Raw genomic sequence first — 13,738 nt, forward strand, 5'->3', positions numbered from 1 at the left:
CCAACCCGCCAGGGCAAACAAAAAAACACAGCCATGGCGCGCCCCCACCAGGACATCAGGAGACAACCGTGAACACCTGCCCCGCCGAACTCAACTTCGCCAGCCATCTGGCCGCCCTGAACGCCGCCCGCGCAGCCAAGCCCGCCTATATCGACGACAGCCGCCAGCTTAGCTACGGTGAACTGGCCGAGCGGGTCGCGCGCATGGCGGGCGCGTTGCGGCAGTTGGGATTGCGCCGCGAAGAACGCATTCTGCTGTTGATGCAGGACACGGTGGATTGGCCCGTAGCCTTTCTGGGCGCGCTGCATGCCGGCGTGGTGCCCGTGGCCGTCAACACCCTGCTGACGCCCGACGATTACGCTTACATCATCACGCACAGCCGCGTGCGCGCCGCGTTTGTATCGGGCGCGCTGCTGCCGGCCTTGCAGGCGGCGCTGGCCCAGGCTCCCGGTGACGTCGAAAACGTGGTGGTGTCACAGCCAAATATTGCACAACCAAATACGGCACAGCCCAATACTGCACAGCGGAATCCGGCGCACCCAACAAGTGCCCTACCCGCCGCCGTTCAAGACTTCGACGCCCTGCTGGCCGCCGCGCCGCTGGCCCCCGCCGTGCGCACGCTGTCCGACGAAATCGCGTTCTGGCTGTATTCCTCGGGTTCCACCGGCAAGCCCAAGGGCGTGGTGCATACGCATGGCAACCTTTGGCACACGGCCGAACTCTATGCCAAGCCCGTATTGGGCATCCGCGAGGACGACGTGGTTTTTTCCGCCGCCAAGCTGTTCTTTGCCTACGGCCTGGGCAATGGCCTGACCTTTCCGCTGTCGGTCGGCGCCACCGTCATCCTGATGGGCGAACGCCCCACGCCGCAGGCCGTGTTCCAGCGCCTGACACGACATCGCCCCACCGTGTTCTACGGCGTGCCCACCTTGTACGCCAGCATGCTGGCATCCCCTGATTTGCCACCGCGCGAGCAGGTGGCGATGCGGGTCTGCACGTCGGCCGGCGAAGCCTTGCCGCGAGACATCGGCGAACGCTTCACGCGGCATTTTGGCTGCGAGATCCTGGATGGCATCGGCTCCACCGAGATGTTGCACATCTTCATTTCGAACCAAAGCGGACAGATCCGCTACGGCACCACCGGCAAACCGGTGCCGGGCTACGAAGTGCAGTTGCGCGACGACAGCGGCGCGCCCGTGGCGGCCGGCACCATCGGCGACCTCTACATCAAAGGCCCCAGCGCCGCGCTGATGTACTGGAACAACCGCGACAAGACGCGCCAGTGCTTTCTGGGCGACTGGTTGAAAAGCGGCGACAAATACACCTGTGACGCCGACGGCTACTACACCTATGCCGGCCGCAGCGACGACATGATCAAGGTCAGCGGCCAGTATGTGTCGCCCGTGGAAGTCGAGAACGTGCTGGTGCAGCACGAGGCCGTGCTGGAAGCCGCGGTGATCGGCGTGCCGGACCACGACGGCCTGGTCAAGACCAAGGCCTACGTGGTGCTGCGCCCCGGCTTCGAGCCCGACGCCCAGACCGGCGCCGCGCTGCAAAGCTATGTGAAGCAGCACCTGGCGCCCTTCAAGTATCCGCGCCAGATCAACTTCACCGAAGAGCTGCCCAAGACGGCCACGGGAAAGATCCAGCGCTTCCGGCTGCGTCAGTTGGAAGAAGCAACGCTATGAATCCCCCTCGCCGGCATTGTCGGCGCGTTGGTTAAACCCGGCCGGCCTTGTGCCAGCCCATGATAAGCACGGAGACAAACCATGAACCACGCCCTGACCCGGGCTGCGATTGCCGCGGCCCTGACGTTCGCCGCCAGCGGCGCGCAGGCCGCCGACAAGATCAAAGTCGGTTTCATGCTGCCCTATAGCGGCACCTACGCCGCGCTGGGCAACGCCATTGAAAACGGCTTCAAGCTGTATGTTGCCGAGCAAGGCGGCAAGCTGGGCGGACGCGAGATCGAATACTTCAAGGTCGATGACGAGTCCAACCCCGCCAAGGCCGCTGAAAACGCCAATCGCCTGATCAAGCGCGATCAGGTCGACATGCTGATCGGCACGGTGCACTCGGGCGTGGCGATGGCGCTGGCCAAGGCCGCCAAAGACAGCGACACCACGTTGATTGTCACCAACGCGGGCGCCAACGCCATTACCGGCCCGCTGTGCGGCCCCGGCATCTTCCGCACGTCGTTCACCAACTGGCAGCCGGCCTATGCCATGGGCCCCGTGGCCTACGCCAAGGGCCACAAGACCGCGGTCACCATCACCTGGAAATACGCGGCGGGCGACGAGGCCATCGGCGGCTTCAAGGAAGGCTTCGAGAAAGCCGGCGGCAAGGTCGTGAAGGAATTGAGCCTGCCCTTTCCCAACGTGGAATTCCAATCGCTCCTGACCGAGATCGCGGCCACCAAGCCCGACATGGTGTTCACCTTTTTCGCGGGCGGCGGCGCGGTGAAGTTCGTGCAGGACTATCACGCGGCCGGCCTGGACAAGACGATTCCGCTGTACGGATCCGGCTTCCTCACCGACGGCACCTTGCAGGCGCAAGGCGCATCGGCGCAAGGCCTCTTGACCACGCTGCACTATGCCGATGGCCTGAACACCCCGCGCGACAATGCCTTCCGCGCCGACTACGCCAAGCACTACAAGGTGCAGCCTGATGTGTACGCCGTGCAGGGCTATGACGCCGCGCAACTGATGCAGTCGGGCCTGTCGGCCGTGAAGGGCGACTTCACCAAGAAGGCGGACTTCCGCCAGGCGATGCGCAGCGCCACCGTGGACAGCCCGCGCGGCCCCTTCACGCTGTCGGCGGCGGGCAACCCGGTGCAGGACATCTATCTGCGCCAGGTGGACGGCCTGGAGAACAAGGTCGTCGAAGTCGCCGCGAAAAAGCTGGCCGATCCCGCGCGCGGCTGCAAGCTCTGACGCCCTCAGGCAATAAGGACGCCCCATGGACATCAGCATCCTGCTTATTCAAAGCCTGAACGCATTCCAGTACGGCTTGCTGCTGTTCCTGGTGGCCAGCGGCCTCACGCTGATCTTCGGCATCATGGGCATCATCAACCTGGCCCATGGCAGCTTCTACATGATTGGCGCCTACATGGCGTTTGCGCTGGGGCCGGTGCTTGACCGCTGGCTGGGCGGCGGCTTCATCGCCACCCTGGCCGTGTGCGTGCTGCTGGCCGGAGTGCTGGGCTATGTGCTGGAAGCGGCGTTCTTCAGCTACCTGTACCACCGCAACCACTTGCAGCAGGTGCTGATGACCTACGGGCTGATTCTGGTCTTTGAGGAATTGCGCAGCATCCTGGTGGGCAACGACGTGCACGGCGTGCCACTGCCCGCGTGGCTGCAAGGCAGTATCTCGCTGGGCGGCGTGATGACGTATCCGGTGTACCGGCTGTTCATCTCGGCCGTGGGCATTGCGGTGGCGCTGTTGCTGTATTGGGTGATTTCGCGCACCCGCCTGGGCATGATGCTGCGCGCCGGCGCCAGCAATCGCGACATGACGGCGTCTTTGGGCATCGACGTGAATAAGCTGTACCGGCTGGTGTTCGCGGCCGGCGTGGCCTTGGCGGCACTGGCCGGCACCATTGCCGCGCCCGTGTCGTCGGTGTATCCCGGCATGGGCAACGGCGTACTCATCATCTGCTTCGTGGTGGTGGTGATAGGCGGCATCGGGTCGATACGCGGCGCTTTCCTGGCCGCGATGCTGGTGGGCTTTGTGGAAACTTTCGGGCAGGTGCTGTTTCCGTCGGCGGCGGGCGTGCTGGTGTATCTGCTGATGGCCTTCATTCTTCTATGCAAGCCCGAAGGGCTGTTCAAACAGGGCTAGCCATGCAGAAACTGCTTCCCATCGCAACGCTGCTGGCGCTGGCCGCATTTGCCGTCAGCGGCAGCGACTACTACACCGGCCTGGCCGTCAAGGTCATGATCTACGCCATCTTCGCGTTAAGCCTGCAGCTGCTGGTGGGCGGCGCGGGGCTGGTCAGCCTGGGGCACGCCGCCTTCTTCGGCATCGGCGCGTATGCGGCGGCGCTGCTGTCGCCGGAATCCCAGGCAGGCAACCTGTGGTGGCTCTTGCCCGCCGCCCTGTTGGCGGCGGCGGCCTATGCGCTGGTGACCGGCGCACTGGCGCTGCGCACGCGAGGCGTGTACTTCATCATGGTGACGCTGGCCTTTGCGCAGATGGCCTACTACGTCTTTCACGACACCGACTTCGGCGGCGGCAGCGATGGCATCTACCTGTATTTCCGGCCTGAACTTCTGGTGGACGGCTGGATGCCGTTTGACCTGGGCAACGCCACCACCTTCTACTTCTTCGTGCTGGCCTGCCTGGCGCTAAGCTGGGGTTTTCTGGCGCTGTTGCGGCGCTCACCCTTTGGCGCGGCGCTGGCCGGCATCCGCATCAATGAACAACGCATGCGCGCGGCCGGCTATTCCACGTATCCGTACAAGCTGACCGCCTACGTGGTGGGCGCCACGCTGGCCAGCCTGGCGGGCTTTCTGTTCGCGCTGAAAGACGGTTTCGTCACGCCGGAACTGCTGGCCTGGGAACAATCGGGCCTGGTGTTGCTGATGGTGATTCTGGGCGGCATGGGCAGCCTGGGCGGCGCGGTGATCGGCACGGTGACGCTGGTGCTGATGCAAGAGTTATTTCAGTCGCAGGCGCTGTTTGGCGACTACGCGCGCCATTGGCATCTGCCGCTGGGCATTGCCATCATTGCGCTGGTGGCCTTGCTGCCCAATGGCATTGCGGGCCTGCCCGCGCAATGGCGCCAGCGCCGCGACAGGCGCGAGGCCCGCGCGCATGCCGCATCCGGCGCCAGCACACTGGCGCCTTCCGGCCCGGCGCGCCCCGCCCCCCGCCTGCCCATTCAGGAAGAACGCCATGTCTGATTGCCTGCTTGCCGCCACCGACGTTACACGCCGCTTTGGTGGACTGACGGCGGTCAACGGGGTATCGCTTGCGCTGGCGCGCGGCCAGGTGCATGCCGTCATTGGCACCAACGGCGCGGGCAAGTCCACGCTGATCAACATTCTATCGGGCGAACTGGCGCCCAGCAGCGGCCAGGTGATGCTGGGCGGACGCGACATCACCACCTGGCGCCAACCGCAACGGGCTCGCGCCGGGCTGGGCCGCAGCTACCAGCGTTCAACACTATTTCCCGAACTGAGCGTGTTCGAGAACTGCCGCCTGACGGCGCAGGCAGCGCGCCAGCGCTTCTGGCATTGGTGGCGTTCGGCGTCGGACTGCCGGCGCAGCGCCGAACTGGCGCATCACGCGCTGGAACGCACGGGGCTGACGGATGACGCCACACGCCCCGCCGGCCTGCTGCCGCACGGCCGCAAGCGCCAGCTTGAAATCGCCATGTGCCTGGCAGGCGAGCCGCAGGTGCTGCTGCTGGATGAACCCTTGGCGGGCATGGGCCCCGAAGAAACCGACCGCATTCTGGAACTGCTGCAAAGCTTGAAATCGGGCCACGCGATTCTGCTGGTGGAACACGACATGGACGCCGTGTTCCGCATTGCCGAAACCATCACCGTGATGGTCAACGGCACCGCCATCGCCAGCGGCGCACCGGCCGCCATCCGCGCCAACGCCGACGTGCGCACAGCCTACCTGGGCGAAGACGACCGCCCCGGCCACACACCAGGAGACCCCGCATGCACGCACTGATCGAAGCCGGCGGGCTGCATGTGTACTACGGCGCCAGCCACGTGCTGCGCGGTGTGGACATGCATATCGGGTCGGGGGAATCCGTGGGCCTGGTGGGCCGCAACGGCATGGGCAAGACCACGCTGATACGCAGCCTGATGGGCCAGGTGAAAAGCACGCGCGGCCAGGTGCGCGTGGCGGGGCGCGATTGCACCCGCGCGCCGGCCCATGCCATTGCGCGCATGGGCGTGGCTTACGTGCCTGAAGGGCGCGGCATCTTCCCCAACCTGAACGTGCGCGAAAACCTGCAAGTGGCGGCGCGGCCCAGTGTCAGCGGCGAACGGGCCTGGACCTATGCGCGCGTGCTGGACACCTTTCCGCGACTGCGCGAGCGGCTGGGCCATGGCGGCCAGCAGTTGTCGGGCGGCGAACAGCAGATGCTGGCCATCGGCCGCGCGCTGATGACCAACCCCGACCTGCTGATTCTGGACGAAGCCACCGAAGGGCTCGCGCCGCTGATCGTGGCGGAAATTTGGCGCATCATCCGCGAGATCCGCGCGACCGGGATGTCTACGTTGATCGTGGACCGCAACTATCGCGCGGTGCTTGAGCACACCGACCGCTGCCTGGTGATGGAAAAAGGGCTGATCGTGGAAGACGGCGATAGCGCGTCGCTGGCCCGGCAACCGGAACAACTGACGCGCTATCTTGGCGTGTAAAAACGCCGCCCTAGATGATCGCCTCGATCAGGAACGGCCCACGGCGCTTCAGGCCATCGGCCAGCGCGCGCGCAAAGCCTTCCACCGTATCCACGCTGATCGCCTCCACGCCCATGCCGCGCGCCAGATGCGTCCAGTCCAGATAGGGCTCTTCCAGGTCCAGCATGCGGCGGGCGTTGCGGCCGGGTTCCTTCACGCCCACGTTTTTCATTTCGCCATGCAGCGTGGCGTAAGAGCGATTGGCCAGGATGACCGTCAGGCAATCCAGGTTTTCACGCGCCTGCGTCCACAGCGCTTGCAAGGTGTACATGCCGCTGCCGTCGGCTTGCAGCGTGATGACCTTGCGATCCGGGCAAGCCACCGCCGCGCCGGTTGCCAGTGGCAGACCGATGCCGATGGCGCCCCCGGTCAGCATCAGCCAATCGTGCGGCGCGCTGCTGGCGCTGTAGATAGGAAACTCGCGGCCCTGCGTGATGGACTCATCGCACACAATGGCTTGCTCGGGCAAGGTGTGGGCGATAAGAATGTTCACGGCGGCGCCGGTCAGCTTGCCGGAGGACGGCACTTCATAGGCCGCGGCCGGCGTGGCCAGGCGCGGCGCGTCGGCGGCAATGCCAAGCTCATCGGCCAGCCATTCCAGCGCGTGCGCAAGATCTTGTTCGGCGGACGCCAGCACCACCTGGTTGCTGTCGGGCGGCGCCAGCAGGCTGGGCTTGCCGGGGTAGGCAAAGAAGCCGACCGGCGCCTTGGCGCCCGCCAGCACCAGATGCTTCACGTCTTTCAGCTTGGCCACGGCCAGGTCAATGGGATAGGGCAGCCGGTCAACCGGCGTGCGCGCGCCGCCGCGTTCAATGCGGCGGTTCGAGGTTTCGGACATCAGGCGCACGCCGGTGGCGCGAGCGATACGGCCAGCGGCGTTCAAGGCGCGTTCACGCAGCGCCGCGCCGCCCAGCATCAACACGGTGACCTCGCCCGAGCGGATGGCGGCGGCTGCCGCGCGCACGGCTTCGGCGGAGGTCTGCGCCAGGGGTAAGTCCTTTACCTGCACGGGCGCGGGCGCGCCGTCGGGCAGATCGGTCCAGGCGGTGTCGGCGGGCAGGATCAGGGTGGCGATGTTGCCGGGCGCCTGACGCGCCACGCCAATGGCCTCGGCGGCATCCGCCGACACGGCGGCGGCCGTCATCGTGCGCTTGACCCAGTGCGACATCGGACGCGCCACGCCTTCCACGTCGCTGGTCAGCGGCGCATCGTATTGCACGTGATAGGTGGCGTGGTCGCCCACGATATTGACCATGGGCGTGCGCGCGCGCTTGGCGTTGTGCAGGTTGGCCAGGCCATTGCCCAAGCCAGGGCCCAGGTGCAGCAAGGTGGCGGCCGGCTTGTCGGCCATGCGCGCGTAACCGTCGGCCGCGCCCGTCACCACGCCTTCGAACAGGCCCAGCACGCAACGCATCTTGGGTTTGCGATCCAGGGCCGCGACAAAGTGCATTTCCGATGTGCCGGGGTTGGCAAAACACACGTCTACATCGTTGGCCAGCAAGGTATCGCAGAGACTGTCAGCGCCGTTCATGATTTTCCCTAGTCGTTTTAAATGGCGATGCGGGCGCATGCGCGCCCGCCTGATATGCATGATAGGTAGCGTATCAAAAACGCGATAGACCCATTTCCGCTTGCGGGCATGGAACCATTTCCGAATTCGCCCACCAGGTTCCGCCAGCCGGAATTAGCCTTATCGCGCGCGCCGCGCTCAGCCCAATATCTGCCCCAGAAACGCCTGCGCCCGCTCCGACCGGGGGGCATTGAAAAAGTTTTCCGGCGTGTCGGCCTCTACGATGGCCCCCTGGTCCATGAAGACGACCCGGTCGCCCACTTCCCGCGCAAAGCCCATTTCATGCGTGACGCAGACCATGGTCATGCCGTCCTTGGCCAGCGCGACCATGGTATCCAGCACTTCCTTGACCATCTCGGGATCCAGGGCGGAAGTGGGTTCGTCGAACAGCATGATCTTGGGTTGCATGCACAAGGCGCGCGCGATCGCCACGCGCTGCTTCTGGCCGCCCGAGAGCTGGCCGGGATATTTGTCGGCGTGCTGGGGAATCCGCACCCGTTCCAGATATTCCATGGCGCGCGCGCGAGCCTCGTCCGCCGGCACGCCCTTGACCAGCAGCGGCGCCAGCGTGCAGTTTTCCAGCACGGTCAGATGCGGGAACAGGTTGAAATGCTGGAACACCATGCCCACTTCCGCACGGATGCGCTCGATGTTCTTGACGTCTGCATTGAGCTCGATGCCGTCGACCACGATGCGGCCTTTCTGGTGGTCCTCCAGCCGGTTGAGCAAGCGGATGGTGGTGGACTTTCCCGAGCCCGACGGGCCGCAAAGTATCAACTTTTCTCCCGGCGACACGTCCAGCGCCAGGTCGTTCAGCACCTGGAAGTCGCCATACCATTTGCTGACGCCCTGCATCGTGATGATCGGGGCCGAGGCAGTCATTGCGTTCATCGTTTCAAGCCTTGGAAATGTCGTGGTTTTCACCGGCGCCGCTCCAGTAGCCCGGTACGGTCAGGCGCTTCTCGGATCGCCGGAACAGGTACGACAGCACGCTGCACATGGCGAAGTAGATGACGCCCACCATGGTGTAGACCGTCAGCGCCTGGAACGTCGCGCCAGCCAGCATCTCGCCCGCCCGCATCAGTTCGTACACGCTGATGACGGCCACCAGCGACGTTTCCTTGATCAGCACCAGCGCGTAGTTGCCCAATGCCGGAAAGACCGTGCGCAGCGCTTGTGGCAACACGATGCGGCGCAGCCGCTGCGCCTTGCGCAGGCCCAGCGCGCGCGCAGCCTCGTACTGGCCCGTGTCCACCGACTGGATGCCGCTTCTGAACAACTCGGCCAGATACGCGCCGAAGTTCAAGGTCAGCCCCAGCACGCCCGCGACGAAGCCATTGATCACCACCCCCATCTCGGGCAAGCCGTAGTAGATGTAGAACAACTGCAGCAGCAGCGGCGTGCCGCGCATCACCTCGATGTAGAACCGTGCGCCGCGGCTCAACAGGCGCGAAGGCGACAAGCGGCACAAGCAGACGACCAGGCCCAACGCCACCGCCAGGAAAGCCGAACAGAAAAACAGCGCCAGGGTCCAGACCGTGCCTTCGGCCAAAGGGGTCAGGTACATGCGCAGCGTAGCGAGATCCAAGTCGTACTCCTTATCCGTGCCGTTGCGGCGCTTACTTGCTCATCAAGTCGGACACGCCCCACTTCTTTCCGATGGCGGCCATTTCTCCGTTTGCCTTCATCTCGGCAAGCGCCTTGTTGACGGCTTCGAGCAGCGTGGTATTGCCCTTCTGCACGGCCATGCCCACCTGCCACGTGCGTTGCGGCTGGTAGCCGGTGTCGAGCTTCACGCCCGGGATGTTCTTGGTCTGGATCTGGTAGATGATGCTGGGCGGATCCACGATGCCCAGGTCGATGCGGCCGGCACGCACGTCGGCCAGCAAGGTCGAATAGTCCTGGTAGGTCGTGACCTTGGTGCCCGGCATGTCTTTGATCATGTTGAACTGGACCGAATCCACCAGCACGCCCACGCGCTGTCCCTGCATGTCTTCAAACTTGGCGTACTTTTTGGTCGCCTTGTCGCTGACCACCACGCCCTCGCCCCACCCGTAGACGGGCACAGAAAAGTCGATGGCCTTCGCCCGCTCTTCGGTAATGAAAAGCGGCGCGGACATGACGTCCGCACGGCCCGACGTCAGTGTCGGGATCAAGCCGGAAAACGGCACGTCGGACAGCTTGTCCGCCACCTTCAGGTGCTTGGCCACGCCGGCCGCCACATCCACCATGATGCCTTCCAACTGGTTCGATTTCGGATTCTTGAACCCGTGCGGCGGCGCGGAGGCCGTGGTGACGACGGCCAGGCTTTTATCAGCACGCACCTCGTCCAGCGTGCGCGCCTGGGCGCCGGATTGAATCATCAGGCCGGCGGTTGCCAGGCCCAGCAAAATGGATTTGAGTTTCATCGTTTTCCCCTTGGATGAATAAATGCCGCGAGCACGAATGCCGCAAACCAGCATGCCGCAAATGCCTCGGTTCAAGCCGGGCGCCCTTGCGGGTACTGCTGCACCGCTACCGCCGCCAACGCGCAGAATTCCTGCATCACCGTGGCGGCCAGGAAGGCCGTGGCCCCCTGCACGTCTTGCGGCGGCGACACGGTATTGACGTCGAACGCCACGAAGTTCAGGCCCGCAAGCTGGCGTAACAGCGCCAGCCCCTCCTTGGCCGTCAAGCCCCCCCATTCCGGCGTGCACACGCCTGGCGCGCAGGACGGGTCGAAGATGTCCATGTCGAAACACAGATAGACGGGACGCTGGCCGATGCGCTGCTTGATGTCCGCCAGCGTGGCCTTCTGGTCCTGATCGAAATCGTCGTACGGCACGATCGTGTAGCCGACCTCGCGCCCGAATTCCAGCACCCCGGGCATGAAGGAACTGCCGCGCGTGCCCACGTGGAAGCTGGACGCCACGTCTAGCAGCCCTTCTTCGGCGGCGCGCGTGAACGTGGTGGCGGTGTTGTAGCCAGGGATGGGATAGGTGTCGGTATGCGAATCGAAATGCAGCACGACGAAATCCGGATGGCGGCGCGCCACGGCACGCAATTGCGGCAAGGTCACCGCGCCGTCGCCCCCCATCGATATCGGAATGGCGCCCGCGTCCAGAATGGCGCCGATGCCGGCTTCGATCAGCGGAAAGGAAGCGTCCGGATCACCGGGATGGCAGGCCACGTTGCCCACATCGATGGCGCGCAGGAATTCAGGCGGATTGTCGATGCCATGGCGGCGGAAGATGTCCACGGGACGCAGCAAGCGAGATTGCTCGCGGATGGCGTCAGGCCCCTGCCGCGACCCGACGCGGAAGGGATGCGTGCCGCAATCGAACGGAATGCCCACCACGCAGGCGCGTGCCTGGCCCGCACCGGGCTCGCGGGCCGAGGGCAAACCCATGAACCCGGCAACGGGATGGAAACTGACTTCTGATGACTGCGGCACAGCGCGGCTCCTGGGCATGCCTCGTCGGCGATATCGGCGAAGAGGTTCTATTTAGATTCGTTCGAATCGCTGTGCGATACGATCGTGTCATAAATAGATTAACAAGCAAAAACCTACCGGGCCAATTAGGGAGTTCCCCCTAGAGGCAAGAAATATAGTTGATCTATTTAGTAGGAATTAAAGACGAGCGCGCCCCGCCATGGTGCGAAGGCCGCACCAAAAAAAGCACACGGAAAGGATCAGGCCCCGTCGTCGGGAGGCGGCATCGCCCCGCGCAACGCGCCCCCTGGCGGTTCCATCAGATAGAAGGGGTGCGACCGGCCCAGCGTGCGCGATGCACTGATAGCGTGCGCGGTTTCCACCACTTGCGGGCCGAAGACGGCTTGTGCCTGTTCAAAAGACCAGCGGCTGGAAGGCACGGACACGTTCACGGCGCCCAAGGGGGTGCCGCCGGCGTCCAGTACCGCCGCACTGACCGTGATGTCACCGGGATAGAACTCGCCGTTGGAGCACGCAAATCCGTGGCGCCGCGCGAAGTCCAGTTCGGCCAGCAAAGCGTCCATGCTGGTCAACGTGTTCGCCGTATAGGGCTTGCGGTCACAGCGTTCCAGCAGCCCTTGCGCAACACCCGGGTCCAGCTTGGCCAGCACCGCGCGGCCAGCCGCCGTGCAGTACAGGGGCAAGCGCATGCCGACCGGCATGTTCACGAACATTTCCTTGTGGGTGGCGAAGCGCGCCACATAAACCATGTCCAGCCCGTCCGGCTCGGCCAGGCTGCACGTTTCCTGGCTGTTGCGGTTCAGTGTGTGCAGGAACGGGTTGCCGCCCAGCACCAGCGGACTGGTCTGCACATAGTGCATGCCCAGTTCCAGCGACCACGGCGCCAGCGAGAACTTCTTGCTGACCGGGTCCTTGCGCAGGTAACCCAGCGTCCAGAGCGTATGGGTAAAACGCTGGACCGCGCTTTTGCTCAGGCCCGTGGCCTCTGCCAGTTCCGGCAGGGTCATGGCGGGCTGCCCTTCGCTGAAGGCCCGCAACACGGAAATGCCGCGCGCCAGCGCGGCGATGAACAGCGGGGAATCCTCGGGGTGTGGCGTCTGGGTCATGGCACGGCGCGTGCTTGGGGGAAAAGCGCATAGCGTACCGCATAACGGTTTGCTTATATCGCATGGCGATTGAAGGAAGACTGCGTCAATATCACGCTCGCCATCGCCTTGGCAACAAAAAGCGGCCCACGCCACGGGCCGCCTTTGCCTGCCGCACACGCCGCGGCTGCGTCAGCGAATCGGCCACGGATACATGGCGCCGCCGTTGCTCCACAGCGCATTGGTGCCGCGTTGCAAGCCCAGCTTGCTGTCCTTGCCCACGTTGCGCTCGAACACTTCGCTGTAGTTGCCCACGGCCTTGATGGCGTTGTAGGCCCATTTTTCATCCAGGCCCATGTTCTTGCCCGCCCCTGGCGTCACGCCCAGGATGCGCAAGACGTTCGGGTTCTTGCTTTTCAGCATGTCATCAACGTTCTTCTGCGTGATGCCGTATTCCTCGGCTTCCAGCAAGGCGAACAGGGTCCAGCGCACGATGCTCAACCAGTTCTCGTCGCCCTGGCGCACCATGGGGCCCAACGGTTCTTTCGAGAAACGTTCCGGCAAAATCTCGTAGTCGTCGGGATTGGCCACTTGCGTGGCGCGCACGGCGGCCAGTTGCGAGGAATCGTCGGTGAAGGCATCACAGCGGCCGGCTTCAAAAGCGCGCACCACTTCCGTCACCTTGTCGATCACCACCGGCTTGAATTCAATACCGTTGGCGCGAAACCAGTCGGCCAGATTCAGTTCGGTGGTGGTGCCGGGCTGCACGCAAATGGTGGCGCCGTTGAGGTCCTTGGCGCTTTTCACGCCCAGCTTCTTGCTGACCAGAATGCCCTGGCCATCGTAAAAGCTGGCGGCCACGGCGGCCAGGCCCAGCGACGTGTCGCGCGTCTGGGTCAGGGTGACGGTGCGCAGCAGCACATCGACCTCGCCCGACTGCAAGGCGGTGAAGCGTTGCTGGGTCGACAGCGCGGTACCTTTGAATTTGCTCGGGTCACCGAACACGGCCGCGGCCACCGCGCGGCAGATGTCCACGTCCATGCCCGCCCATTCGCCCTTGCTGTCGGTGGCCGAGAACCCCGAGACGCCGTCGCTCAGGCCGCACTGCACAAAGCCCTTTTTCTTCACCGCGTCCAGCGTGGGGCCGGCAAGCGCCGCCTGGGACGCGCAAGCCAGGGCCAGAGCGCCGGCCGCCAACCATGTTGACCGATTTATTGACCACTTCATTGAC

General features: G+C 64.5%; 13 protein-coding genes. 6 read left to right on the forward strand and 7 right to left on the reverse strand.

What is annotated here, in order from left to right; all coding sequences use genetic code 11:
- The first annotated feature begins 68 nt into the window (after positions 1 to 68).
- The 6 genes from WBR68_RS14995 to WBR68_RS15020 all read left to right on the forward strand — a co-directional run bounded on the left by WBR68_RS14995 (position 69) and on the right by WBR68_RS15020 (position 6,380).
- Positions 69 to 1,688 (forward strand): benzoate-CoA ligase family protein, encoded by a 1,620-nt coding sequence (locus WBR68_RS14995; protein ID WP_230694626.1) that lies wholly within the window; start codon positions 69 to 71, stop codon positions 1,686 to 1,688.
- Between the two features lie 81 nt (positions 1,689 to 1,769).
- Positions 1,770 to 2,930, forward strand: a complete 1,161-nt coding sequence (locus WBR68_RS15000) for an ABC transporter substrate-binding protein (protein WP_050449750.1) — start codon at positions 1,770 to 1,772, stop codon at positions 2,928 to 2,930.
- Between the two features lie 25 nt (positions 2,931 to 2,955).
- On the forward strand, positions 2,956 to 3,837 hold the full coding sequence (locus WBR68_RS15005) for a branched-chain amino acid ABC transporter permease (protein WP_230694627.1): 882 nt from the start codon (positions 2,956 to 2,958) through the stop codon (positions 3,835 to 3,837).
- Positions 3,838 to 3,839: 2 nt separating this feature from the next.
- On the forward strand, positions 3,840 to 4,901 hold the full coding sequence (locus WBR68_RS15010; protein ID WP_230694628.1) for a branched-chain amino acid ABC transporter permease: 1,062 nt from the start codon (positions 3,840 to 3,842) through the stop codon (positions 4,899 to 4,901).
- A complete protein-coding gene (locus WBR68_RS15015; RefSeq protein ID WP_050448843.1) occupies positions 4,894 to 5,682 on the forward strand; it encodes an ABC transporter ATP-binding protein in 789 nt (262 codons plus the stop codon). The genes WBR68_RS15010 and WBR68_RS15015 overlap by 8 nt, the downstream gene beginning before the upstream one ends.
- Positions 5,670 to 6,380 carry an ABC transporter ATP-binding protein gene (locus WBR68_RS15020; protein WP_050448842.1) on the forward strand — a complete coding sequence of 237 codons (711 nt, stop codon included), beginning with the start codon at positions 5,670 to 5,672 and terminating at the stop codon, positions 6,378 to 6,380. The genes WBR68_RS15015 and WBR68_RS15020 overlap by 13 nt, the downstream gene beginning before the upstream one ends.
- Positions 6,381 to 6,390: 10 nt before the next feature.
- Here WBR68_RS15020 and WBR68_RS15025 read toward each other — a convergent pair whose 3' ends face one another.
- From WBR68_RS15025 to WBR68_RS15055, 7 genes are all read right to left on the reverse strand, one after another.
- On the reverse strand, positions 6,391 to 7,950 hold the full coding sequence (locus WBR68_RS15025; RefSeq protein WP_230694629.1) for an acetolactate synthase large subunit: 1,560 nt from the start codon (positions 7,948 to 7,950) through the stop codon (positions 6,391 to 6,393).
- A gap of 177 nt (positions 7,951 to 8,127) precedes the next feature.
- A complete protein-coding gene (locus tag WBR68_RS15030; protein ID WP_275067064.1) occupies positions 8,128 to 8,880 on the reverse strand; it encodes an amino acid ABC transporter ATP-binding protein in 753 nt (250 codons plus the stop codon).
- A 4-nt stretch (positions 8,881 to 8,884) separates the two neighbouring features.
- On the reverse strand, positions 8,885 to 9,577 hold the full coding sequence (locus tag WBR68_RS15035) for an amino acid ABC transporter permease (RefSeq protein WP_230694630.1): 693 nt from the start codon (positions 9,575 to 9,577) through the stop codon (positions 8,885 to 8,887).
- Between the two features lie 31 nt (positions 9,578 to 9,608).
- Positions 9,609 to 10,397: an ABC transporter substrate-binding protein gene (locus WBR68_RS15040; RefSeq protein ID WP_230694631.1), complete on the reverse strand. Its 789-nt coding sequence runs from the start codon at positions 10,395 to 10,397 to the stop codon at positions 9,609 to 9,611.
- Between the two features lie 71 nt (positions 10,398 to 10,468).
- Positions 10,469 to 11,377 (reverse strand): arginase family protein, encoded by a 909-nt coding sequence (locus tag WBR68_RS15045; protein ID WP_230694667.1) that lies wholly within the window; start codon positions 11,375 to 11,377, stop codon positions 10,469 to 10,471.
- Between the two features lie 284 nt (positions 11,378 to 11,661).
- Positions 11,662 to 12,528: an IclR family transcriptional regulator gene (locus tag WBR68_RS15050; RefSeq protein WP_230694632.1), complete on the reverse strand. Its 867-nt coding sequence runs from the start codon at positions 12,526 to 12,528 to the stop codon at positions 11,662 to 11,664.
- A 171-nt stretch (positions 12,529 to 12,699) separates the two neighbouring features.
- Positions 12,700 to 13,734 (reverse strand): amino acid ABC transporter substrate-binding protein, encoded by a 1,035-nt coding sequence (locus WBR68_RS15055; RefSeq protein ID WP_127186439.1) that lies wholly within the window; start codon positions 13,732 to 13,734, stop codon positions 12,700 to 12,702.
- Positions 13,735 to 13,738 lie beyond the last annotated feature (4 nt).

Origin of the sequence: Achromobacter sp. JD-1 (assembly GCF_038594925.1) — a bacterium.
GTDB lineage: Bacteria > Pseudomonadota > Gammaproteobacteria > Burkholderiales > Burkholderiaceae_B > Achromobacter > Achromobacter spanius_C.